Source organism: Thermodesulfatator indicus DSM 15286, assembly GCF_000217795.1.
In the GTDB taxonomy this organism is placed as follows: domain Bacteria; phylum Desulfobacterota; class Thermodesulfobacteria; order Thermodesulfobacteriales; family Thermodesulfatatoraceae; genus Thermodesulfatator; species Thermodesulfatator indicus.
Genome location: NC_015681.1, coordinates 1,372,552 through 1,396,975, shown reverse-complemented (window position 1 = coordinate 1,396,975; position 24,424 = coordinate 1,372,552). Strand labels below are relative to the sequence as shown.

The window sequence follows — 24,424 nt, the reverse complement described above, 5'->3', positions numbered from 1 at the left end:
TTAACCTCCAGCAGCCATTTGCTGGGCTTTTTCAACCGCCTCTTCAATAGTACCAACCATGTAAAAAGCCTGTTCAGGCAGATCGTCATGCTTACCTTCAAGAATTTCTTTAAAACCACGGATAGTATCTTCAAGTTTGACGTAACGACCAGGAGTACCAGTAAACTGCTCGGCCACGTGGAATGGCTGAGACAAGAAACGCTGAATCTTACGAGCACGAGCAACGATAATCTTGTCTTCTTCAGAAAGCTCGTCCATACCCAAGATAGCAATGATATCTTGCAGGTCTTTATAGCGCTGAAGCACCTGCTGAACCTGACGAGCCACCTGATAGTGTTCCTCACCTAAAATATTCGGGTCAAGAATTCGGGACTGAGAGTCAAGTGGGTCAACCGCAGGGTAAATACCCAGCTCAGCGATCTGACGGGAAAGAACTACGGTACCGTCAAGGTGAGCAAACGTGGTAGCCGGAGCAGGGTCAGTCAAGTCGTCAGCAGGCACGTAAACACACTGAACTGAAGTAATAGAACCTTTGGTAGTAGAAGTAATTCGCTCCTGAAGGGCACCCAAATCCGTAGCCAAAGTAGGCTGATAACCAACGGCTGAAGGGATACGGCCAAGAAGCGCCGAAACCTCAGAACCCGCCTGAGTAAAACGGAAAATGTTATCAATAAAGAGCAATACATCCTGCCCTTCTTCATCACGGAAATATTCCGCTACGGTAACACCTGTCAAGGCCACACGAGCACGAGCTCCAGGAGGCTCGTTCATCTGACCATAAACTAGAGCGGCCTTGTCAATAACACCGGATTCTTTCATCTCGAGGTAAAGGTCGTTTCCTTCACGAGTACGCTCACCTACTCCACAGAACACAGAAATACCACCGTGCTGCATAGCGATGTTATGAATCATTTCCATCATGATAACGGTCTTTCCGACACCAGCGCCACCGAAGGTGCCCATCTTACCGCCACGAGGGAAGGGAACAAGCAAATCCAGAACCTTAATACCAGTTTCTAGAACTTTAATAGATACGTCTTGTTCGGTAAAAGCTGGAGCAGGACGGTGAATGGGAAGAGTATTATCAGCCTGAATAGGACCCGCCTCGTCAACGGGATCTCCTACTACATTCATAATACGACCCAACACCGGTTTGCCTACTGGCACCCTAATTGGCGAACCAGTAGCCCATACCTCCTGGCCACGATAAAGACCGTCGGTATTATCCATAGCAATAGTACGCACAACGTTATCACCTAAGTGCTGCGCGACCTCTAGCACCAAGTTCCACTCACGATCGTCAATCACCGGGTTAGTAACTCTTAAAGCCTCCAAAATCGCCGGCACTTTTCCAGGAGGGAACTCCACGTCAACTACCGGACCCATTACTTGAACTACTTTTCCTATAATTTTTTCTTCGGCCATATTGCCTCGTCCTCCTTAGGCTAAACTTTGCTTGCTATATTTATCCTTTAAGGGCTTCTGCACCGCCCACTATATCCATAAGTTCTTTGGTAATAGCTGCCTGACGAGTCTTGTTGAAAAGAAGAGTAAGACTCTGAACCATATCTCCACAAGCACGGTTAGCATTGTCCATAGCAGTCATACGAGCAGCCTGCTCACTCACTGCCGTCTCAAGCATAGCAGCCATTACGCGAGTGTTAATATAAAGCGGCAAGATCTGTGCAAATAATTCTTCAGGCTCGGGCTCATATATATAAGAACCACTAATTTTAGGGGCCTCTGTTTCAACTGCTTCTTCTTTTTCTACGGCTATGGGCAAGAGACGTTCAGTTTTTGGAATTTGCCTGACTACATTTACAAAATAGCCGTAAATAATATAAGTTTCGTCAACAGCTTTATCTATAAAAGCCTGCATAGCATCACGGGCCACGGCTCGTGCATTAAACATCTCTACCCGGCCCATAATATCTTCATAAGCCTGTCTAACCAAGCCAGTCTTACTAAAATATTGCGAGCCTTTTTTACCCACACAAATAAGCGAGATTTCTCTCCCTTTTGCTTTCTGTTCCCGAATCAGCTTTTCACAAGCATTGATAAGGTTGGCATTAAAAGCCCCACAAAGACCTCTATCCGCCGTCACTAAAATAATTTCTACCTTTTTAACCTCACGAACCTGCATTAATTCAAATTGGGCCGGATTAACCGCTCCTGAAGAAGCCAGGTCAGTAATAACCTCTTGAAATTTGGTGGCGTACGGACGAAACTGCTCTACTCTTTCTTGCGCTCCACGTAATTTAGCCGCCGCCACCATGTTCATGGCCTTGGTAATCTGGCCAATCTTTTTAACCGCTTCTATCTTTCTCTTGATATCCCTTAAGTTAGGCATCTCTCCTCACCTTCTATCTATATCTTTACGGTACCGGTACAGGTTCAACGTTATGACGAGTCTTAAATTCTTCGTTAAATTCTTTAAACGCTGCTTTCATTTTTTCTTCAAGTTCAGGACTAATTTCTTTCTTCTCTTTGATTTCCGTATAAATCTCAGGATATCTTGATTCTATGAATTCATAGAGCTCACGCTCATAATCAGGCAGAACATCAAGTGGCATTTCATCTAAAAAGCCTCGTGTTCCAGCAAAAAGTATGCAAACTTGTTTTTCTACCGGTAGTGGTTGATATTGAGGTTGTTTAAGGATTTCTGTCAAACGAGCACCACGATGAAGAATTCGCTGGGTAGCACGGTCAAGCTCAGAACCAAACTGGGCAAAAGCCGCCAGCTCACGATACTGGGCAAGTTCTAGACGAAGCCTACCAGCCACCTGTTTCATGGCTTTAATCTGAGCGGCACCACCAACGCGAGAAACCGAAAGACCTACGTTAATAGCCGGACGAATACCGGCAAAGAAAAGGCTCGGTTCAAGATAAACCTGGCCATCAGTAATAGAGATAACGTTAGTAGGAATATAAGCCGACACGTCACCCTGAAGCGTTTCAATAATAGGCAAAGCGGTAAGAGAACCCGCTCCATAATTGTCATGAAGCTTAGCCGCACGCTCAAGCAAACGAGAGTGGTTATAAAAGATGTCACCAGGATAAGCCTCACGTCCAGGAGGACGACGAAGAAGCAAGGACACTTCACGATAGGCGTTAGCCTGTTTGGAAAGGTCGTCATAAACAATCAATGCGTGACGCCCACTATCTCTAAAATATTCTCCCATAGCGCAACCGGCGTAAGGAGCAATATATTGAAGAGTAGCAGGGTCAGAGGCACAGGCCGCTACTACGGTAGTATATTCCATAGCCCCGTAACGACGAAGAACTTCAACTGTTTGGGCCACCGCAGCTTTTTTCAAACCAGAAGCTACGTAGATACAGTAAATATCACTGTCTTTCTGGTTGATAATAGCGTCGATACCAATGGCTGTCTTACCAGTCTGACGGTCACCGATGATAAGCTCACGCTGACCGCGGCCAATAGGGGTCATAGCGTCAATTGCCTTAAGCCCGGTATACATAGGCTCATGCACCGGCTTACGCGCAATAATACCTGGGGCCTTGACTTCTATGCGGCGGAATTCTTTAGACTGAATGGGCCCCTTACCATCTAAAGGACGACCAAGTGGATCTACCACGCGGCCAAGAACAGCTTCACCAACAGGAACTTCCGCAATTCGGCCCGTACGTTTAGCAATATCGCCCTCTTTAATCTTACTGGCGTCACCCATAATAGGCACACCCACGTTATCGAACTCCAAGTTAAGGGCGATTCCCATTTCCCCACCGGGAAACTCGATAAGTTCCATGGCCTGGCAATTACGCAAGCCGTAAACACGGGCAATACCGTCACCGATGGAGATAACTACCCCCATCTCGTCAAGGTCTACTTTTTTCTCATACTCTTCAATGCGTTTTTTAATAAGATCGCTGATTTCTTCTACTCTTATCCCTTGCATGTTAGGACACCTCACCCCTTATAATGGATTCTTTAAATTTTTCTAACTGGGCCCGAACAGTTCCGTCGAGCACCAGGTCTCCTACCCGAACCCTAACACCTCCCAAGATTTCAGGGTCTTGAACCACATTCAATATTACTTGACGGCCAATCTTTTTAGACAGTGCCTCCGCCAAGGCCTTTTGCATCTCTTCATCAAGCTCCGTGGCTACTCGCACTTCTGCTCTGGCAATACCCATTTCTTCATCTAGAAGTTGCTGATAAGTCTTTACAATATCCTGAATAAAGTGAATACGGCGTTTTTCCACCAATAGCCTCAAAAATTTGGCCACCCCTTCATCAACGGCCAAACCTTTAATAATCTCTTCTATAACTTCCATCTTAAGGTCTGGCGGATAAATGGGGCTTTCTAAAGCCTCTAAAATGTCCGGCTGGGAGGCCAAAAAGTCAGCTACTTTTTTTAATTCTTCGCCATATTCTTTGACCTTCCCAAGATCCTTAGCCGCCGCAAACAAACCCCGTGCATACTTTAAGGCTACTATTGTCCTAAGCACTAGTGCACCACCCTTTCAATAAATTCTTTAACTAAGCGTTTTTGATCTTCAGGGGTAATTTTTTCCCTGATGATTTGCTCAGCCATTTTAACGGAAAGCTCAGCTACTTCCTTACGCAGCTCCTCACGAGCCTTTTCAAGTTCCTGTTGAACATAAAACTCAGCCTGTTGCTTAATACGCTCCGCGGTCTCGTAAGCCTCTTTAATAATCCTCTCTTTTTCTTTCTCTCCTTGCTCGATAAAGGCTTCCATAATTTTTCTGGCCTCTTCTTCTAGCGTAGCAAGTTTAGCTTCATATTCTTTGTACTTACGCTCGGCCTCTGCCCTCTTATCTGTAAGTTCTTTATATTCACCCTCAATACGCTCACGGCGAGAGCGAAACATATTCACTATAGGCTCACGCCCAAACTTAACCAAAATAATAACAAGAGCAATAAAGTTGACTGTCCACCAAAGAAGATCCTTCAACTGACGGCTGGTAACATGAGGCTTAACCTCGTGAGAAACCGCCCCATGACCACCTGCTTCTCCCTGAGCTGCTACTTCATGAGTAGTTGGAGCATTGTGGCCTTCTTCTACAGCCCAAACCGGACTCGCTACCCCTACAAAAAAGAAAAGTAAAAATAAAACAGGCCAGATCCGGCGCATTATAAAGACCTCCCTAAAAGTTTCTGAGCAATAGCTACCGCAAAAGTTTCTACCTGAGATTGCAAAGCTTGACGCACTTGTTGAAGCTGCTGGGCCAGCTGAGAAAGAGTCTTTTGTTTGAGTTCTTCGGCTTCTTTATTAGCTGCTTCCAAAATCTTCTTTTCTTCAGCTTTAGCCAGTTGCTTGAGCTCCTCTTTTTTGCGATTAGCCTCAAGACGGGCTTCCTGGAGACGCTGTTGATATTGCTTGAGAGCCTCTTCGGCTCCCTTGGTAAAACGTTCTATATCAGAACGTAAACCGTCAAACTTTTCTTTACGTTCTTTGAAAATCTGCATTACAGGTTTGATAAAGATAACATTCAAAATAGCCGTCAAAATCAGCGCTTCTACTATCTGAATAAAAAGCGTGATATCGAACTTTAGCATCGACCAAACCCCTTTTCCGTGATTTTTATCTCATTCATGTTGGCGCTTTTACATCATTTCATTTTTGGTGTCAAACCTTTTTTACAGGTTAAAGACGGCGATTCTAGGCAAATATTTGAAAAATTAAGGCTAAAATTCCTTATCGAAACGAATAACGCTTGCGCGAGGCACTTAACACTATCCCAAGAGCTGCCATGTTTACCAAGATCGAAGAACCACCGTAGCTTAAAAAAGGCAAAGGCACACTGGCTATAGGCAAAATATGTATAATTCCACCGATATTAATTAAAGCCTCCAAAAAAAACATTATACCTATACCGTAACACAAGTATTTTCCAAAAGAATCCCTCACTTGAGTGGCAATTTTAAGAACTTGGCAAACTAAAATTCCAAAAGCTATGACCACTAAGGAAGCACCGATAAACCCCCATTCTTCAGCCCAAACAGCAAAGGCCAAATCGGTATGTTTCTCTGGGAGATAATTTAGACGACTTGAAAGACCTTCTTTAAAGCCAAGGCCCTTAATTCCTCCAGAACCAACGGCTATAAGAGCCTGAATAACCTGATAACCTCGACTAAGGGCGAAGGCTTCCGGATTAATAAAGGCTTCGACTCTTGCCCTCTGGTATGGTTTTAAAAGGTTCCAAAGATGTGGGCCAACTATTATTCCAAGGGCTATGGCCAAAGCTGCCCCAAAAATCAGGAGGCGTTTAGGCACTCCGGCAACCAGAACAAAAGAAATGTAAATAGATGACAAGATTAATCCCTGATCAAGGTCTCCCACAGCCACTAAAAGAATCAAGGGACAGGCAAAAAAAGTAAGCCATCCAAATGTTTTCAGGTCTAAGTTCAGTTTGTCATACTTATGCAAAATAGAAGCAGATATAAATATCAAAGCAAGTTTGGCAAATTCTGAAGGCTGAAGGCTAAAAAATTTTAATTTCAGCCAGCGTTGGTGATGATGAAAAGCCAGGAAGAGTAATAATCCCGCCACCACTATATAAAAAGCTAGTATAATTTTTTCCGAAAGGATTTTTTGATAATCGCTTAAAGCCAGGCCAAAAAGAATAATCCATCCCAAGCTAAACCATAGTAATTGCTTTTTAAACATAATTCCAGAAGAAGCACTAGCCTGATTAAGCACACCAGCCTCAACTAAAAACAAAGTCGTTAATATCAGAGGCCAATAGAGACCTTTAAAGGCTTGATTTTTCATGTTGTAGGCCATTTCCCTTCAAAATAAAATTTCAAAAATTTCCCGGCTATAGGCGCAGCGGCGCTGCCTCCATGCCCTCCGTGTTCTACAAAAACTACGATAACTATCTCGGGATTTTTGGCTGGAGCAAAAGCCATAAACCAGGCATGATCTCTTTTAAGGTAAGACAAATCCTCACTCTTTACTCGTTTTTTCATGCCGATAACTTGAGCAGTTCCCGTTTTTCCTCCAACAGTAACATCTTTTAATTTGGATGCTTTTCCAGTGGCTTCTTTACCATTTACTGCTAATACCATTCCTTCTTTCAGTAATTTCAGAGTTCGCTTTTTAGCCGGAAGCTTCCCCTCGATAACCGGTGAAAATTCTTTCAAAACTTCTCCATATGGATCCAAAATTTGAGACACATACCAAGGTCTATAAATAACTCCTCCATCAACTACTGAAGTCAAAAATTTACCCAGTTGCAGGGGGGTCACTCTTAAAGCTCCCTGACCTATAGCTACGTTTAAAGTCTCACCTTTTTGCCATGGAACTTTAAAAACCTTGAGTTTCCAGGCTTTATCAGGCACAAGGCCTGACTTTTCTCCTGGAAAACCTAGGCCTGTTCGCTTACCAAAGCCTGCGGCTCTGGCATATCTAGCTATGTTCTCGATACCAAGTTCTTCGCCCAGCTTGTAAAAATAAACGTCACAGGAAACTTCAATAGCCTTGAGTAGATCTACTTTGCCATGGCCCCAGGAACGCCAACACCTGAAAATTCTTCGCCCCAGACGATAATACCCAGGACAAAAAACCGTTTCTTGAGGAGTTATGACTTTTTCTTCAAGGCCTGCCATGGCCGTCAAAATCTTAAAAGTAGAACCTGGATGATAAGACAAAACTGCCTTATTGAGCAAGGGATGATGAATATTTTTAGTAATCTTTTGCCATTCTTTAGAGGAAAAACCCTCAATAAATTTATTAGGGTCAACACCTGGAGCACTGGTCATGGCAAGTAGCCTGCCATCACGAGGATTAAAAACTACTATGGCTCCTGATTTTCCTTTAAGTAAATCATAAGCTACTTCCAAAAAAGTGCTATCTACCGTAAGGACAAGGCTTTCTCCGATAGTAGGTTCTTCTACGGCTACAATCTTTTTTATACGGCCTTTGGCATCTACTTCTACTAGCTCCCGACCTTTTTTACCCCTAAGGATATCTTCGTATTGGGCTTCGATACCAGCTCTTCCAATAAAATCATCGGCCTCGTAACCTTTAGAGGCTAGTTTTTTTAGATCCATCGCATTTAGTCGAGAAACATAACCTATCAAGTGGAAAGCTTTCTCTCCTAGGGGATAATAGCGCTTGGGCTCCACCTGAATTTCAACTCCAGGGAGAAAATATTCTCTGGCCTCGATACGGGCTACCAAGTTTCGATCAAGATCGGTCTTTAAAGGAACTTTTTCAGCTGGATATTTTTTGCAAGCAATTATATAGTTTTGTTTTAAAGAGGGAAAATCTTCTCCCATGATTTGGGCCAATTTCTTTAAGATTTTATCTCCTTCAGGGCCTCTAACTAGCTTTCTATCAAGCAAAAGGGTGTAAGAAGGTATATTTCCTGCTAAAAGGACACCTCGTCGGTCATAAATATTTCCCCTAGGGGCTTTTAAGGTGATAACCTTCAAACTTCTTTTAAGGGCTACTTTTCTGTAATAATCGCCTTTAATGACTTGTAAAAAAAAGAGTTTCAAAAGTAAGATAAGGAAAAAGAACCCTACTAATAGAGTGACGATACGAATCCGCTTGTTAAAGGGATCTTCTTCAGGACTTTGAATGGGTTGATAGTTCAAAAACATTTTTCACAAAAGAAACCTGACAAAAACTCCAACAAAAAATTCCCCAAATTAGAGTACCAAAAACATATTTTAAAATAACCAGCCAGTATCCTTCTGGCAAAGGGACTTCAAATAAAGCTGGGAAAAGAAGAAGCCTTGCCCCTTCTCCTAAGATTACCACTACAATTAGAGATAAAAAGGCTGGTAAAAACCCCCTTAAAGCGAGCTTCCTGTAAAATTGTAAAAAACAAAAAAGGGCTAAAAAATAGGAAAAGACCGTGGGACCAGGCACTACACTAGAAAAAACATCCAAAAAAAGAGCCGTTAAAAACACTCCAAACCAATAATAGCCTGGTTTAATTTTCCAAAAATAAAAGCCTAAAAGTACTGGGAGGAAAGGATCAAAAGGGATAGTTATTCCCATAAAACTAAAAAACTGGTAAAGCCAGAGAAGGCCTAAAATAGTGATATAAAAAATAAAAGTTCTCATTTTAGCTTAACTTTTCTAAGTACTATAACTTCTTCTATTTTTTCTAAATTCACTGCGGGTTTTACTTCTATGGGTTTAAATAGACCTTTACTTCGCCCTACTCTTATGCGACTCACATACCCCAACAGTAATCCTTTGGGGAATAAGGCATCAAACCCAGAAGTAATCACTACATCGTTTTTGCGTACGTCAGCTTCGGCAGAAACATAATCTAAAAAACACTTTCCTTTTCCTCGGCCTCGCAAAAGGCCTCTTTCTCTAGATCGCTGGATTAGAGCATCTACGGCTGAAGAGGGATCAGTAATAAGCAAAACTTTGGCATAATTTTCCTCAACCCCTATAACCTGCCCTACCACTCCAGCTGGCCCAAAAGGGGTTTTCCCAAGGACTGGCATTTCTGGAAGTATCCCGGCCTTAAGCCCCTGGTCAATAATAATTACTCCTTGCCAGCTACTTATTGGCCGTCCTATAACTCTAGCAACTACGGGTGAAGAGGTTTCAAATTGATTAAGAATGCCTGAAAGCTTTCTCAGACGTTCATTTTCGAGACGCGCTTCCTGAGCCTTGGCAAGTTCAGCTTCAAGGTAAGCTACTCTTTGACGCAAAAGTTCATTTTCTTTTTCAACTCCTACTAAAAAGAGATAATGATCAAGCAATCGACGCAAACCCAAACCACTGAAAGCTGCACTTTTACTAACAGGACCGCCAATCTTTAGCGCCAGACGTTCTCCGTAAGAAAGCTTTTTGAGGTCTTTTAAGCCACCAAAAAGCAAAAATAGTCCAACCACTACTAAGAGCAGAAAAAATAAGATACGAGTGATTTTGGACAAAAAATATCTTGAAAACACCGATTAGCGTAACATTATCTCTCTTAAAATATGGAGGTTATCAAGGGCCTTACCTGAACCTAAAACCACTGAACATAGTGGATCTTCAGCTACTATAACCGGAAGATCAGTTTCTTCTCTTATCAAGCGGTCAAGATTCTTTAAAAGAGCCCCGCCTCCAGTCAAAACAATCCCTTTATCTACAATATCCGCCGCAAGCTCCGGTGGAGTTTGCTCCAAAGCGTCCTTTATAGTTTCTACAATGACATCAACCTGTTCCTGAATGGCTTCCCTTACTTCTTCAGCATTTATGGTGACTGTTTTAGGAATACCAGTTATCAGGTCTCGCCCTTTTATTTCAATGGTTTCGTAGGGAGGTTCTGGTAGAACGTTTCCTATTTCTATTTTGATTTGCTCGGCGGTATGGTCACCGATTAAGAGGTTATATTTTCGTTTGATATAATTCATGATGGCTTCGTCCATCTTGTCTCCGGCTACCCGCACAGAATTGCAATAAACAATGCCTGCCAGAGAGATTACCGCTACTTCTGTAGTACCTCCGCCTATATCAACCACCATGTTGGCGGTAGGTTCCGTAATCGGGAGACCGGCACCAATAGCCGCGGCCATAGGTTCTTCTATAAGATATACCTCACGGGCTCCAGCTGACTCAGCTGACTCCTGCACCGCCCTACGCTCAACCTGAGTAATTCCTGAAGGCACACTAACAATAACTCTGGGCCTGACAAAAACCCGCCTGTTGTGGACCTTTTCGATGAAATACCGCAGCATAGCTTCAGCAATCTCAAAATCAGCGATAACACCATCTTTCAAAGGGCGAATAGCCCGAATATTTCCGGGAGTGCGACCAAGCATCCTTTTGGCCTCTTGGCCTACAGCTAAAACCCTTTTTCCTCTAGTATCAAGACGAACAGCTACCACCGAAGGCTCGCGCAACACTATGCCTTTTCCCTTCACAAACACGAGAGTGTTTGCTGTACCAAGGTCAACAGCCAAATCTGTGGAAAACAACCCCGCTAAAGAACGAAACATAGATCACAAAACCCCTCTCAAATTTTGCCTTCAAGTTACCAAATTGCCCCTTTACTGACAAGGAAGGGTCTCTTATTTTCCTGGATAGGGAAAAAATAAAAGGAGGCCTTTTATGATTAGAATGCCCGCAGTAGCTGGCCGCTTCTACGAAGCCAATCCCGAACTTTTACGTAAAGAAATAGAAGCTTATTTAGATCCTACAGCGCCCAAGGAACCCGCTATTGGCGCTGTTTGTCCCCATGCTGGTTATATGTTTTCAGGACACGTGGCTGGTGCTGTGTACAGCCGACTTATAATTCCTGACACGGTAGTAATTCTCGGGCCAAACCACACAGGACTCGGCCATCCGGCAGCTATCATGGCAAAAGGTGCGTGGCAAATGCCTTTTGGGACCGTGCCCATAGAAGAAAAATTAGCCGCTTTTATTCTGCAAGAAAGCCAGGTTCTTTCTCATGACGTAGAGGCCCACCTGTACGAACATTCTTTAGAAGTTCAGGTACCCTTTCTTCAGTATTTGAATCCTAATGTCGCTATTGTACCTATCTGTCTCTCCCATCTACCTTATGAAGCTTTAGAAGACATAGGATTGGCCGTAGCCAAAGGTATTGCCGCTTACGGAGGTCCTGTTCTTATAGTAGCTAGCACAGACATGAGTCATTATGTACCTTTAGAAGTTGCTAAACAAAAAGATGCTCTGGCCATAGAAAAAATTATCGAATTGGACGCCGTGGGACTTATAGAGGTAGTAACCAGAGAAAAAATCAGCATGTGTGGGGTATTTCCTACGGCAACAAGCTTGATAGCTGCAAGGGCATTGGGAGCCAAAGGAGCCGAACTTGTAAAATATGCTACTTCTGGAGAAATATCAGGAGATTTTTATCAGGTAGTAGGTTACGCTGGACTCATTATACGTTAAAATAGAGCCACAAAAAACGGGGGCTCTTAATGAGTGCAGTAAAAACCAGGTTTCCTCCCAGTCCTACAGGGCATCTTCATCTTGGCGGAGCAAGAACAGCTCTTTTTAACTGGCTTTTTGCCAAACATCATGGAGGGGCTTTTCTCCTCCGCTTCGAAGATACTGACCGCGAGAGATCTAAGCAGGAATATGTTGATTCCATAAAAGAGGCCCTTGAGTGGCTGGAACTTTTTTGGGATGAAGGGCCTTATTTTCAAACTCAGCGTTTAGAGATATATGCCGATTACGCACAAAAATTATTCAAAGAAGGTAAGGCCTATTACTGTGAATGCTCGCCTGAAGTGCTCGAAGAAAAAAGAAAAAAGGCCCTAGCTGAAGGGCGTAAACCTAAATATGACGGCACATGTCGTGAAAAAGGGTTGGGGCCCGGCCCCGGCAGGGTACTGCGCTTTAAGTGCCCCCAGACAGGCACCACCGTAGTGGAAGACCTTATTCGAGGGGCTGTAGCCTTTGAAAACCAAGAACTTGATGATTTTGTCTTGGTTCGCCCCGATGGCATCCCCACCTATCAGTTTGCCGTTGTTATTGACGACCTGACCATGGGTATAACCCATGTAATTAGGGGAGATGATCATCTTTCAAATACTCCAAAGCAAATCCTTCTCTTTGAAGCCTTAGGGGCCACGCCTCCCAAGTATGCCCATGTACCTATGATTCTTGGCCCAGACGGTAGCAGGCTTTCTAAACGCCACGGAGCACTTTCAATTTTGGCCTATCGCGATGAAGGATATCTAGCCCAGGCCATGCGCAATTATCTGGTCCGCCTTGGCTGGTCCTATGGTGACCAGGAAATTTTCACTCTTGAAGAAATGATTGAAAAATTTGATCTTTCTCGAGTCTCCAAGTCTCCAGCCCGCTTTGACCCTGACAAACTACTAGCCTTAAACGCCCACTATATTCGTCAGGAAGATACTGAGCGCCTAGCGGAGATGGTGTTACCCTTTCTCCTCCGTTTGGGCATAAAAATTGATAATCCGAAAGACGAAAAATTCTTAAAAGCTGTTGAATCAGTTAAACCCCGCGCTCGAACCTTAAAAGAAATGGCTGAAATGATGGCATTTTATTTCGTCCCTGAGGTAGAATATGAAGAAAAAGCTGCTCGGAAGTTCCTGAAACCAGATATTCTTCCAGTGCTTGAGGAGCTTCTTGATGCCCTTAAAAATATGCCTGCTTTTGAAGAAAAGGCCTTAGAAGACCTTTTCCGAGGCCTTGCCGAAAAACACCAGCTCAAGTTAAAACACGTGGCCCAGCCAGTAAGAGTAGCCCTTACCGGACGCACAGTGAGCCCAGGCCTTTTTGAAATAATGGATATTTTAGGAAAAGAAACCGTTATCAAAAGGCTTGAAAAAGCCTTACAACATATACGGGAGGCTTCTTAATGGGCGAGATTATTGCAATTGTTTTGGTAATAGTAGCCTGGATAGTTATTAACAGAGTTATACTTCCTAAATTAGGAGTGCTAACATGAATATCGCCTTCCTGTTCGCTTGATAAGCGAGAATCAAAAAATAAAAAATAATTTTGTCACTGCGAGCTCATACAGACGAAGCTATCTCTTAATTAATGCATTTTGTAAAAATCATAAGAAATATTTTTTAAGCCTTAAGTCTTCGTTAATAACATGATCCAGGAGCCAATCTTTTAAAAACTCAAGCAAGTCAAACTTAGTAACTTTTCCTTTATCAAAGGCATCTTTGAAGTTGAATACTTCCATGACCAATCGTTCGTGTTCTTTTTGGTGAGCCTCAAGCTCAGGATAATTAATTGTTCGCATTACTTCTTCTTCATCTGTAAAATGCCTTTCAGCATAATTAATCAATTTAATCAAAATAGCGTCAATGACCGGCTTAGGACACTGCTCAGAGACTTTCTGAATCATAAAATTGACAAGATGAACTAATTCTTGGTGCTGCCTGTCAATTAGACAATGACCGACACAATAACAGGGCTTCCATAATATGGCTTCCATCTTGGCCTCCTATAAAACCCGCCCCGATACCCAGATACCTATTAAATGTTTCGGCTTTTACTAGCTTTTTTCTTTAATTTTTAGTTATTCTAACTTAAATAAATTTTTCGTTTTTCCTAGATTTCCGCTTATGTAGGGATCTTGAAAAGTATCAGGCCCTAAACGTTGACAATTAATTTTCAAGAGATATGTTCTTTTTATCCTCTAAAGGAGGCGCGTTATGGATTTTGAAGCCGTAATTGGCCTAGAAGTACACGCCCAGCTTCTTACTAAAAGCAAGATTTTTTGTACCTGTTCCACGGAGTTCGGGGCAGCCCCGAACTCTCACGTCTGCCCCGTTTGTTGCGGCATGCCTGGAACTTTGCCGGTGTTGAATAAACGAGTGGTAGATTTTGCCATAAAATTGGCTCTAGCCACCAACGCCAGGATAAATCCAGTCTCTGTTTTTGCCCGCAAAAACTATTTTTATCCAGATCTACCCAAAGGTTACCAGATTTCCCAGTATGAACTGCCGCTGGCTGAAGGTGGTTACATAGAGATAGAAGTTAACGGCTCTAAAAAAAAGATTGGCTTAGTGCGCATTCACATGGAAGAAGACGCCGGCAAATTAATCCACGATGAAACACGCCCTGTTTCCTATGTTGACTTAAACCGCACCGGCGTGCCTCTACTTGAGATTGTAAGTGAGCCTGATATGCGCTCACCAGAAGAGGCCGTGGCCTATCTTAAAAAGCTTCGTTCTATTCTCCGCTATCTTGAAATATGCGATGGCAACATGGAAGAAGGCAGCCTTCGCTGTGACGCCAATATCTCGGTACGCCCCAAGGGTAGTGATACCTTTGGCACCAAAGTTGAGCTTAAAAACATGAACTCCTTTAAACATGTGCAAAAAGCCCTTGAATATGAAATAAAGCGCCAGATTGCCTTAATCCTTGACGGCAAAGAGGTAGTTCAGGAAACAAGGCTCTTTGACGTTTCCCGTGGAATCACTCAATCCATGAGGGGCAAAGAAGAGGCCCATGATTACCGCTATTTCCCTGATCCAGACTTAGTGCCCATTGAGATTACCGAAAGCTGGATAGAAGAAATTGCTGAAACCTTACCCGAGCTTCCCGACGCCAAAAAAGAGCGCTTTATTAAAGAATACAACCTGCCAGAGTATGACGCCGAAATTATTACCTCTTCGCGAAAGTTAGCTGAGTTCTACGAAGCCTGCGTTAAAGCTTTTCCCAAGCCCAAACTCGTAAGCAACTGGATAATGACTGAAGTCTTAAGAGAACTAAATAAAGAAGGCAAAGAGATAGACGAAACAGCGCTTACTCCGGAGAATTTCGTCAAGCTTTTAAAGCTCCTTGATGAGGGTGTAATAAGCTCCCCGGTGGCTAAAAAGATATTCCCCGAGGTGTACAAAGGAGCTGACCCGCAAAAAATAGTTGAAGAAAAGGGCCTTAAACAGGAAAGTGATGAAGCCGCCCTAGAAGCCATCTGCCAGAAGATACTTGAAGCCAATCCCAAAGAAGTAGAAAAATATCGTCAGGGCAAAAAGAACGTCATCGGCTTTTTTGTGGGCCAGGTTATGAGGGAGACGAAAGGCAAGGCCAATCCCAAGGTGGTGAACCAGATACTTACCCGCTTACTGGAGCAATAGCATGCCTGAGTATCTTCCACCTAATCTTGATATAATTCGGCCCATTTTATGGGATAGTCGTGGGCTGCGTTTGCTTGACCAGCGCCTTCTTCCCTGGCGAGAAAAATATTTGCGCCTGCGCACTCCTCGGGAGGTAAAAAAGGCCATAAAAGACATGGTGGTCAGAGGGGCTCCGGCCATAGGTATTACCGGAGCCATAGGTTTAGTGCTGGGGGCAGAAAAGATAAAGGCCAGAAGCAAGCGAGATTTTTTAGCCAAGCTTAAAAGAATAGGCGAAAGTCTTAAAAAAGCCCGTCCCACCGCGGTAAATCTTTCCTGGGCCATTGACCGCCTGCTCCAAAAAGCCAACGAAGCTGACGTGTCTCAAGACGAAATAGTAGAAGTTTTGCGTGCCGAGGCCTTAAAAATCTGGGAAGAAGACATTGAAGCCAACAAGGCCATGGGGCGTCTGGGAGCAGAACTTATACCCGACGAAGCCACCATACTTACCCATTGTAATGCCGGGGCCTTGGCCACTGGAGGTTACGGCACGGCTATAGGAGTCATAAGAGCGGCCCACGAAGCCGGTAAAAAAATAAAGGTTCTGGCCGATGAGACGCGCCCCTGGCTTCAGGGAGCACGCCTTACCGCCTGGGAACTAAAAAAAGTAGATATTCCGGTAGAAGTTATCCCTGACGTAGCCGCAGGCTTTCTTATGGCTCAGGGGAAAATCCAGGTCATAGTCGTAGGAGCTGACCGCATAGCCGTCAATGGTGATGTAGCTAATAAAATCGGCACCTATTCTTTGGCTGTGCTTGCTAAAGAAAATAACATACCTTTTTACGTAGCCGCGCCTCTTTCCACTATTGATCTCGCCACTCCAGGCGGCCAGGAGATACCCATTGAATGGCGTGACCCCAAAGAGGTTTTATGCTGTGCTAAGAGAAGAATTGCTCCCAAAGGGGTCTCAGCCCTAAACCCGGCCTTTGATATAACGCCTTCTCCATATATTTCAGCCATCATCACGGAAAAAAGCGTGGTCCGTGCGCCTTATACAAAAGGCCTTAAATCCCTTTTTGAGGTGTAAGAATGGACTTATTGGCCCTCGCTAAGGCTTCAGCTCTGGCAGCAGGAAGGCTTCAGCGAGAATTTTTTGATAAAGAGGTTGAGGTTCGTCACAAGGGCGAAATTGACCTGGTAACCGAAATAGATATAAAAAGTGAAAAGCTAATCGTAGATATCTTAAAAAGCTCAGGTATTCCCGTTTTAGGAGAAGAAGAAGCCAGGACTGAGCCTGTTGGGCGCTACTGGCTGGTTGACCCGCTAGACGGCACTACTAACTATGCACATCGGTTTCCCTGGTTTGCGCCAAGCATTGCCCTTATGGAAGACAAACAACCGATATTAGGGGTAATTTACCACGTTATGCTTGATGAGCTCTTCTGGGCTGAACGAGGTCAGGGAGCCTATTTAAATGGAAAGAGACTTAAAGTTTCCCAAATCAACGATCTCAACAATGCGGTTTTGGCTACTGGTTTTCCTTATCAAATCCATGAAGACCCGGTAAAGGTGGTAGGGGCTTTTCATGATTTCCTGGTAAAGGCCCAGGGAGTAAGGCGTGCTGGCGCCGCTGCCCTTGACCTGGCTTACGTAGCCTGCGGCCGCTTAGATGGCTTCTGGGAGCCTTATCTCAAACCCTGGGATACAGCCGCGGGTATATTGCTGGTAGAGGAAGCCGGCGGTAAAGTGACCAATTATCTTGGTGAGCCATACGATCCTTTCCAAAATCATATTGTAGCCTCAAATGGCCTTATACACGAAGAAATGACCAAAATTGCCTCCAAATATGTACCATGAAAAAAGAAAGAACCTGTCCCAAATGTGGTGAAACCATAGAGATCTATAAAAATCCCTTCCCGACGGTGGATATTATCATTGAGGTAGAAGAAAAAATTGTTCTTATAAAACGAAAAAATCCCCCTTTGGGTTGGGCCCTTCCTGGCGGCTTTGTAGATTATGGAGAAAGCCTGGAAGAAGCCGCTATACGTGAGGCCAGAGAAGAAACTGGCCTAGAAGTAGAACTGGTTTGTCAGTTTTACACTTACTCTGCACCTGGTAGAGACCCACGGTTTCACACGATAACCACGGTTTACATAGCCAAAGCCCGGGGAGAGCCTGAAGGGGCTGATGACGCAGCCTTGGCCAGGCTTTTTTCTCTGGACGAAATCCCCTTTAATGAGTTAGTCTTTGACCATGGAAACATTATTGCCGATTACATAAACTGGAAGCATGGAAAAAGCGAATTTTTGCCTGGAAAGGCCTGCAAAAAAAAGATTCCTCGTTGTTGACGATGATCCTCTGGCCAGAGAGCAGATTGCCTCCTTTTTATCTCTACACGATTGCCCCTGTGATACGGCTTCGAATGGAGAGGAAGCCCTTAAATTAGTTAAGGAAAAAGGTAGTTATACCGTAATCATCACCGATATCTTCATGCCCAGGATAGACGGTTTAACCTTGATAAAGAAAGTCAAAGAAATAAACCCAAATATAGACATTATTGTCATTACGGCTTATGGCCAAAAAATCAAATACAAAGATGTAATAGAGGCCGGAGCCAGTGACTTTATTCGCAAGCCTTTTGAGCTAGACGAACTCGAGGCCAAAATTAAACGCATCCTGCGCGAAAGGGAGTTAAGGGCCAGGCTAGAACTTTTGACCAAACAGGACCCCCTTACCGGCATATTTAACCGCCGTTATTTTGAAGAAAAACTTGAAAAAGAGTGCCATAAAGCCTGGCGCCAAAAATACCCCTTGCATCTTACCTTGTTTGATATGGATATGTTCAAACAATACAATGATTCGTTTGGTCACCAGGCCGGAGATAAACTTTTAAGACTTTTGGCCCATATAATGGTTTCTTCCACCAGGCGTTATGTGGACCTTCCTTTCCGTTACGGAGGGGATGAATTTGCTTTAATTTTGCCTCAGTGTGACACCAAAGTGGCCAGTAAAATAACCCATCGCATTATCGAACGTTTCAATCAAAAAGATACTGTTCCAGCTAGCCTTTCTGCAGGAATAGCTCGATTCATACACTATGAAGACCGTCCTTTTTCCGAAAGTATAGATGACTTAATCCTTCGAGCTGACGAAGCTTTATATGAGGCCAAAAAAAAGGGAGGTAACACTCTAATCGTTGATCCGCTAACCCTTCAATTATCTTCTCAAAATTCTGTAAATTCTGTCTGAAAATTCTGAAAATTAGTGGGCTAAAAAGGCCCTAATGGTTTCTTCGCGAGGTTGAATACCTTTAAGTATTACTTTGACCTTTTCTCCTGGCTGGAGTCTCAAACTCGGAGGGAGAGGCACATCAACTGTTAGCATAAAATCTAGCAATAATACTTTGGCTTTACGTTGATGGATATCTATGACTAAAGCGTCTAAAGGTCGGTTGCGAGCGTTTTGCTTTAGATATTTGAGTAGCCAATAGCGATAAGTCTTGTTTTTAATGGTATTAACCACTTCTAAGGCGCGGGATATTTCTTTGGCAAATTCCTCTATTTCTTCCAAACTAAAACAAGGTTTACCTGTTTTTAGGAAATGACAGAGTTGATGTTCCATGATTAGGTCTATAACCCGACGTATAGGAGAAGTCACCGTCGTATAACAGGGGAGGCCCAGGCCATGATGAAACTCTGGTGAAAGTAGCATTTCACCACGGGAAAGCTGCCTTAATTGCATAAAATTAAGGAAAATGTCCTGTTCTCCTCCAGAAATTAAACGTTCTTTAGGTTTAGGCTGGCTGCGATAAATAGCCGGAATCTGGTTTTCTTTTAAAAAGAGAGCCGCTACATAATTGGCAAGGATCATGTATTCAGAAATTAAAAATCTTGCGCCGGTAATCTCAATGCGTTCAAGGATAATGTGACCATCTTCTACCCTAAGGTTTATCTCTGGCAGATAAACAGGCAAGGCCCCGGCTGCAAGACGCCTGTTAAAAAGTTTTTCAGCCATTTTATAAAGGGGCTTGAAGTCTGACTCAAGGAAAGCGTCGGCTTCGTCATAGGTAAGCCTTTTGGCCACTTTTATGACTGAACGCACCAGGCGAAACTCTTTTATTTCGCCGTCAGGAGAAAGCTTTATGATAAAAGATAGTGCCGGGCGTTCTTTTCCGGCTATTAAACTAGCTGCTTCTTCGGAAATTACCCGCGGAAGCATAGGGATAATCCGGTCAGGCAAATAAATAGTTGACCCTCGGTTTAAGGCCTCACGGAATATGGGGGACTCTTTAGGCACAAAGGCCGAAACATCGGCAATATGAATTCCTACTTCAAGTGCGTCATCATGTTGAACAAAATGGATTGCATCGTCAAAGTCTCTGGTCTCTGGGCCATCTATAGTGACAGGCAAAAGTTCAGTCAGGTCTTCACGGTCTTCCCGGCTAAAACCTTGAGCTACAATTTCTTGAGCGGCTTTTTCTACTTCTTCGGGAAAGGCTTCTTTGACGTCAAAGCGTAAAAGCTCAAGATTTTCGTCTTCCGTGAAGATTCCGGTTGAGACTAAAATTTCAAAAACTTTTCCGGGCCTATCGGCCCCTACCCTTTTCAAGAGCTCTTTGGTTTCTTTGGCATTTTGGGCCTCATCGCCAAAGAGCAGGTATTCTTTCAAGGCTTTTAGCCAGTAGTTTTTTATATTGTCTTCTACATCGTAGGTTTCTTTAGTCAAAAGAGATTTGAGCCAGGCCGCTCCCTGTTCACGACGAGCCAGACGTTCCGCTTCTTTTCTTTTTGCTTCTTTTAAACGGCTTACTTCTTCGCGAGAAGGAATGTAGATATTTCCCTCCTTAAAACGAAAATAAAGGCGGTCTTCTAGTACAGCCCTTATGATAGCCGCGGCGTGATCATCATCAGCCCCCTCACCAAAGTAAATCTCGGCAAGCTCTTCAGGGGACATCTCTTCAGTGTCATCTACCACCAGTTCCCAGAGAGTTTCCAGGTCTATCTCCTGTTTTAAAGCTTCTCGACGGTTATCTGCTTCTTTTATAATTTCCAGCTGTTCTTGACGATGAGGGGCCCGATAGGCCCTTTTAGAAATATGCAGGACCCGAGTACGGGGAAGGAGTTCTTCGCGACCTGTAGGCAAAAGCACCCTTAAACGACGGTCTTTTTGGCCAAGACAATAGGCCGTTTGGGTGCGTCCCTGTTCGGCAAACTCTATTAAATGTCCAGAATAATCTTTTTCTTTCACAGGTCACCTTTGGCCAGCTTTATTGCCTCTTTTAAATCGAGGGAACCGGTGTAAATAGCCCGTCCAGTAATTACTCCCTCAAGGCCTTTTTCTTCTAAGGGTAAAAGCTTTTTGATGTCTTCAATGGTTGAAACACCTCCCGCAAGATAAACTGGTAAACTTACAGCTTCAAGTAAAGGTACAACTCTTTTTAAATTAACTCCTTCTTCTGTTCCATCTCTGGTAATATCAGTAAAAATAATGGCTCGAAGCCCTGCATCTTCGAGCATTTTGGCAAGGTCTAGATAATGTATCTCGCTTTCGGTGGTCCAGCCCTCAACAGCTACAAAGTCCCCGCGCACATCAAGGCTGACTACGATTTTTTGTGGAAAAAGCCGAGCGGCTTCTCGCACCAGCTCAGGTTTTCGACAGGCGATGGTACCAAGAATAACCCGGTCAACCCCGTCGGCTAAATAATCTTCAATGGTCTTTATGTCTCTTATCCCGCCACCAACTTCTATCGGTACCTCTATGGCGGCCAAAATCTTTTTTATTAATTGACGATGAACAGCCTTGCCTTCCTTGGCGCCGGAAAGGTCAATCACGTGGATAAGTTCAGCCCCTGTTTCTTGAAAGCCTCGGGCTACGGCCACGGGATCGTCACTAAAGACCGTTTCTCTCTGATAATCACCCTGGTATAGCCTTACACAACGGTTGTCTTTTAGATCAATAGCCGGAACCACAAGCATTCAGTACTCCTTAACCTTTATTTGATGGTTAAGGCTTACCCTCATTTAGGAAAAATTTCAAACCTAGATTCCCGGTTAAGTAGAAATGAGACCTCTGAATAAGTCTCTACCCGTTGGGGCTTCGTCTCCAAGGCTTAAGCGGGAATCTCGGTAGAAAGATTGGTTGGCTTATCTTTACTAACAAAAATTTTTTCATGGGAAACTCTATCAAGTCGATAAAATTTTCAAACCCAAGTTGAACCTTTTGGAGCCAAGAAATAAAATAGGAATATGAGCGATTTTTTATTGGAAATGCTGGGAATTACAATATTTGTTGGGCTTTTATGGGCATATCTTGAGTGGAGAGCTCGAAAATAACTTGATTGACTTCCAAAGAGCTGTATCTTTTCCCTATGCCTAAACCATTTCCTAAAGAAGGCCGGTTATTAGTTCGCTTGCCAAACTGGATTGGCGATGCTGTTATGGCCTCGCCGGTTTTAGTGAATCTGGCCACTTATTTTGAAGAAATCTCCCTTATAGCCCGGCCCCACATACTAGAACTGTTTAAAGGTTTTCCTAAGCTAGGTAATCTTTATGAAATAAGGTCTTCTCAAAAAGACATATGGCTGCTGGCCAAGAAAATAAAAAACAAATATAAAGTCGGTATCTTACTTCCAAATTCTTTTTCTTCCGCCCTAAATTTTTATCTGGCAGGAGTTAAGGCACGGGCCGGTTACCGTACCGATGGAAGAGGCTTTTTGCTAACCCATGGAATAGCCAAACCTAAAGGAACAATGCATCAGCGAGATTACTACTTGAATCTTTTAGCCCAACTTGGTTTTGAAGTTAAATTTCGCGAACTAAAACTCTTTTTGAAAGAAGATGCCTACGAAAAGGCACTGCGTTTTTTGACCAATTTACCCAAGCCCTGGGCGGGGCTTGCCCCTGGAGCCGCTTTTGGCCCGGCTAAACAGTGGCCTCAAGCCCGTTATCGAGCTCTGGCTTATCACCTAAGGCGTTTGGGTTATTCGATACTGGTTTTAGGTGGTGAAAAAGAAAAGTCTGTAGGGGACGAAATCGTAAAAGACCTTCCCAGAGCAAGAAACCTCTGCGGACTTCTAGACCTGGCTACTTCGGCAGGCATAATTGCCCGTCTTAATCTTTTTGTTAGCAATGATTCAGGACTTATGCATGTAGCTGCAGCTTTAGGGGTACCCCAGGTGGCCATTTTCGGTTCTACTAGTCCGCTAGTAAGTGGCCCTATTAACCCCCGTGCTAAAGTGGTTTATAAAGAAGTGCCCTGTAGCCCCTGTTTTTCCCGCTCCTGTGATAAAGGATATATTTGTTTTGAAAAGATTTCTGTAACCCAGGTTCTTGAAGCCTGCCAAGAGGTAACCCAAACATGAAACAACCCGTAGTTTTTCTTGATAGGGACGGGACTATAAACGAAGAAGTCAATTATTTACGCAACCCTAAAGACTTTCGTTTGTTACCAGGAGTCCCTGAAGCCATTCGTCTTTTTAAGAAAGCAGGCTTTGCCGTGCTGGTAATAACTAACCAGAGTGGCCTAGCTAGAGGCTATTTTTCTCCTGATACTCTTCAGGCTATTCATCAGAAAATGCTTAAAGAGCTTTCTACACGCGGGGCCACTATTGATGGAATATATTTTTGTCCTCACCATCCAGAAGAAAATTGTGAGTGTCGTAAACCAAAGCCCGGCTTAATTAAAAAGGCTTCTCAAGAATTGAAGCTGGACTTATCCCGGGCTTACGTTATAGGCGATCGCGATACAGACATATTGCTAGCTAAAAACATCGGAGCCAAAAGTGTTCTGGTGCTTACCGGATATGGGGAACAGGAACTATTGCAAACCCTGCCAAAACTTGGTATCAAACCAGACCTGATAGCCAAAGACCTCTTAGAAGCAGCCAAAAAAATCTTAAAATATGAAAATTTTAATAGTTAAACTATCCTCTCTCGGAGATATTGTTCATGCTCTTCCTGTGCTTTCAGCACTTAAAAAAAACGGAGCTGAAGTAGATTGGATAGTAGAGGAAGAGTTTTCACGTCTTCTTGAAGGTCATCCCTATATTGACCGCTTATTGGTCTGGCCTCGCAAACGCATTTTAAGAGAGCTAAGACAAAAAAATTTTGCCAATCTCTATTTATGGAAAAACCTAATAAAAGAGCTCAGAACTAAACATTATGATGTGGTTATAGACTTACAAGGGCTTTTAAAAAGTGGGATTATCGTAGGATTGGCAAGAGGGAGATGTAAGCTAGGATTTGCTAACCATCGCGAAGGAAGTCCATTTTTTTATAACTTCAAGTTACCGCCTTATGATCCCGATGAACATGCTATTTGGCGCTATTTAAAAGTTTTAAAATACATGGGGCAGCCGATAGAAAAAATAGAATTTTCTTTTCCTCCTTTACCTCCTTTAAAACCTCTGCGTGAAAAATTTAATTTACCTACAAACTACGTAGTGTTTATTCCTTGTACTCGATGGTCTACTAAATATTGGACTAAAAGAGGCTGGGTAAAGCTAAGTGAGACTTTTGAAAGCCACGGGCTCTTACCTGTATTTGTTGGCTCAAAAAACGACCAAGATTACGTAAATAGCTTGATAAATGGGAGCCACGGGGTATCCCTTTGTGGAAAAACAGACTTGCAAGAACTAGCCTCAGTGCTTGCTGGGGCAAAATTGGTGGTTTCTGTTGATACCGGCCCCTTGCACCTGGCTGCGGCTTTAAAAACACCAGTAATAGCCCTTTTTGGACCTACTGCTCCTTGGCGCACAGGCCCTCTTGGAGATAAGCATCAGGTGTTATACAAAAAATTAAATTGTAGTCCCTGTTTCCTTAAAGAGTGTGAAAATAAAACATGTATGAAAAATATTACTCCAGAAGAAGTTTGGACTGCTGCTCAAAAAATAATTTAGAGACCTTTGCAAAA

The 24,424-nt window shown here is 43.4% G+C and carries 24 protein-coding genes; 10 read left to right on the top strand and 14 right to left on the bottom strand.

The annotated features are described in order from the left end of the window. The 11 genes from atpD to THEIN_RS06735 form a co-directional block, all read right to left on the bottom strand. Window positions 1–1,425: a F0F1 ATP synthase subunit beta gene (gene atpD / locus THEIN_RS06785; protein ID WP_013907943.1), complete on the bottom strand. Its 1,425-nt coding sequence runs from the start codon at window positions 1,423–1,425 to the stop codon at window positions 1–3. A 40-nt stretch (window positions 1,426–1,465) separates the two neighbouring features. Further along, a complete protein-coding gene (gene atpG, locus THEIN_RS06780; protein WP_013907942.1) occupies window positions 1,466–2,350 on the bottom strand; it encodes an ATP synthase F1 subunit gamma in 885 nt (294 codons plus the stop codon). A 25-nt stretch (window positions 2,351–2,375) separates the two neighbouring features. Then, window positions 2,376–3,917, bottom strand: coding sequence for a F0F1 ATP synthase subunit alpha (gene atpA / locus THEIN_RS06775; RefSeq protein ID WP_013907941.1), 1,542 nt, complete (start codon window positions 3,915–3,917; stop codon window positions 2,376–2,378). 1 nt (window position 3,918) lies between these two features. After that, entirely contained in the window at window positions 3,919–4,470 is a 552-nt protein-coding gene (gene atpH / locus THEIN_RS06770) for an ATP synthase F1 subunit delta (RefSeq protein WP_013907940.1), read from the bottom strand. Beyond that, a complete protein-coding gene (gene atpF, locus THEIN_RS06765) occupies window positions 4,470–5,117 on the bottom strand; it encodes a F0F1 ATP synthase subunit B (protein ID WP_013907939.1) in 648 nt (215 codons plus the stop codon). Before atpF ends, atpH begins: the two co-directional genes overlap by 1 nt. Continuing rightward, window positions 5,117–5,542, bottom strand: a complete 426-nt coding sequence (locus THEIN_RS06760) for a F0F1 ATP synthase subunit B (protein ID WP_013907938.1) — start codon at window positions 5,540–5,542, stop codon at window positions 5,117–5,119. The genes atpF and THEIN_RS06760 overlap by 1 nt, the downstream gene beginning before the upstream one ends. Window positions 5,543–5,681: 139 nt before the next feature. Beyond that, a complete protein-coding gene (locus THEIN_RS06755; RefSeq protein WP_013907937.1) occupies window positions 5,682–6,758 on the bottom strand; it encodes an FtsW/RodA/SpoVE family cell cycle protein in 1,077 nt (358 codons plus the stop codon). Next, window positions 6,755–8,593, bottom strand: coding sequence for a penicillin-binding protein 2 (mrdA, locus tag THEIN_RS06750; RefSeq protein WP_013907936.1), 1,839 nt, complete (start codon window positions 8,591–8,593; stop codon window positions 6,755–6,757). Before mrdA ends, THEIN_RS06755 begins: the two co-directional genes overlap by 4 nt. After that, window positions 8,559–9,062 (bottom strand): hypothetical protein, encoded by a 504-nt coding sequence (locus THEIN_RS06745; RefSeq protein ID WP_013907935.1) that lies wholly within the window; start codon window positions 9,060–9,062, stop codon window positions 8,559–8,561. Before THEIN_RS06745 ends, mrdA begins: the two co-directional genes overlap by 35 nt. Beyond that, on the bottom strand, window positions 9,059–9,892 hold the full coding sequence (gene mreC, locus THEIN_RS06740) for a rod shape-determining protein MreC (RefSeq protein WP_169311158.1): 834 nt from the start codon (window positions 9,890–9,892) through the stop codon (window positions 9,059–9,061). The genes THEIN_RS06745 and mreC overlap by 4 nt, the downstream gene beginning before the upstream one ends. Window positions 9,893–9,913: 21 nt before the next feature. Beyond that, the gene (locus THEIN_RS06735; RefSeq protein ID WP_013907933.1) at window positions 9,914–10,942 is read right to left on the bottom strand and encodes a rod shape-determining protein; all 1,029 of its coding nucleotides are present in this window, start codon (window positions 10,940–10,942) and stop codon (window positions 9,914–9,916) included. A gap of 112 nt (window positions 10,943–11,054) precedes the next feature. On the opposite strand from THEIN_RS06735, the gene amrB reads away from it, so the two are divergent. Beyond that, window positions 11,055–11,858 (top strand): AmmeMemoRadiSam system protein B, encoded by an 804-nt coding sequence (gene amrB, locus THEIN_RS06730; protein WP_013907932.1) that lies wholly within the window; start codon window positions 11,055–11,057, stop codon window positions 11,856–11,858. A 29-nt stretch (window positions 11,859–11,887) separates the two neighbouring features. Further along, entirely contained in the window at window positions 11,888–13,297 is a 1,410-nt protein-coding gene (gene gltX, locus THEIN_RS06725; RefSeq protein ID WP_013907931.1) for a glutamate--tRNA ligase, read from the top strand. Window positions 13,298–13,497: 200 nt separating this feature from the next. Here gltX and THEIN_RS06720 read toward each other — a convergent pair whose 3' ends face one another. After that, the gene (locus THEIN_RS06720; protein WP_013907930.1) at window positions 13,498–13,887 is read right to left on the bottom strand and encodes a bacteriohemerythrin; all 390 of its coding nucleotides are present in this window, start codon (window positions 13,885–13,887) and stop codon (window positions 13,498–13,500) included. Between the two features lie 220 nt (window positions 13,888–14,107). Here THEIN_RS06720 and gatB point away from each other — a divergent pair, with 220 nt between their 5' ends. The 5 genes from gatB to THEIN_RS06695 are packed head-to-tail and all read left to right on the top strand — an operon-like array spanning window position 14,108 to window position 18,763. Then, window positions 14,108–15,535, top strand: a complete 1,428-nt coding sequence (gene gatB / locus THEIN_RS06715; protein ID WP_013907929.1) for an Asp-tRNA(Asn)/Glu-tRNA(Gln) amidotransferase subunit GatB — start codon at window positions 14,108–14,110, stop codon at window positions 15,533–15,535. A 1-nt stretch (window position 15,536) separates the two neighbouring features. Continuing rightward, entirely contained in the window at window positions 15,537–16,601 is a 1,065-nt protein-coding gene (gene mtnA / locus THEIN_RS06710; RefSeq protein ID WP_013907928.1) for an S-methyl-5-thioribose-1-phosphate isomerase, read from the top strand. A 2-nt stretch (window positions 16,602–16,603) separates the two neighbouring features. Beyond that, entirely contained in the window at window positions 16,604–17,371 is a 768-nt protein-coding gene (locus THEIN_RS06705) for an inositol monophosphatase family protein (RefSeq protein WP_013907927.1), read from the top strand. Beyond that, entirely contained in the window at window positions 17,368–17,862 is a 495-nt protein-coding gene (locus THEIN_RS06700; RefSeq protein WP_013907926.1) for an NUDIX domain-containing protein, read from the top strand. Before THEIN_RS06705 ends, THEIN_RS06700 begins: the two co-directional genes overlap by 4 nt. Then, complete coding sequence (locus tag THEIN_RS06695; protein WP_013907925.1) at window positions 17,804–18,763, top strand: GGDEF domain-containing response regulator; 960 nt, start codon at window positions 17,804–17,806, stop codon at window positions 18,761–18,763. Before THEIN_RS06700 ends, THEIN_RS06695 begins: the two co-directional genes overlap by 59 nt. Before the next feature lie 12 nt (window positions 18,764–18,775). Here the strand turns inward: THEIN_RS06695 and THEIN_RS06690 are convergent, their stop codons facing one another. Then, on the bottom strand, window positions 18,776–20,761 hold the full coding sequence (locus THEIN_RS06690) for a ribonuclease catalytic domain-containing protein (protein WP_013907924.1): 1,986 nt from the start codon (window positions 20,759–20,761) through the stop codon (window positions 18,776–18,778). Continuing rightward, complete coding sequence (gene hisA / locus THEIN_RS06685) at window positions 20,758–21,489, bottom strand: 1-(5-phosphoribosyl)-5-[(5-phosphoribosylamino)methylideneamino]imidazole-4-carboxamide isomerase (protein ID WP_013907923.1); 732 nt, start codon at window positions 21,487–21,489, stop codon at window positions 20,758–20,760. The genes THEIN_RS06690 and hisA overlap by 4 nt, the downstream gene beginning before the upstream one ends. 392 nt (window positions 21,490–21,881) lie before the next feature. On the opposite strand from hisA, the gene waaF reads away from it, so the two are divergent. The 3 genes from waaF to waaC are packed head-to-tail and all read left to right on the top strand — an operon-like array spanning window position 21,882 to window position 24,410. Then, window positions 21,882–22,874 (top strand): lipopolysaccharide heptosyltransferase II, encoded by a 993-nt coding sequence (gene waaF, locus THEIN_RS06680; protein ID WP_013907922.1) that lies wholly within the window; start codon window positions 21,882–21,884, stop codon window positions 22,872–22,874. After that, window positions 22,871–23,434 (top strand): D-glycero-beta-D-manno-heptose 1,7-bisphosphate 7-phosphatase, encoded by a 564-nt coding sequence (gene gmhB, locus THEIN_RS06675; RefSeq protein ID WP_013907921.1) that lies wholly within the window; start codon window positions 22,871–22,873, stop codon window positions 23,432–23,434. Before waaF ends, gmhB begins: the two co-directional genes overlap by 4 nt. Next, a complete protein-coding gene (gene waaC / locus THEIN_RS06670) occupies window positions 23,415–24,410 on the top strand; it encodes a lipopolysaccharide heptosyltransferase I (protein ID WP_013907920.1) in 996 nt (331 codons plus the stop codon). Before gmhB ends, waaC begins: the two co-directional genes overlap by 20 nt. The last annotated feature ends 14 nt before the right edge of the window (window positions 24,411–24,424 follow it).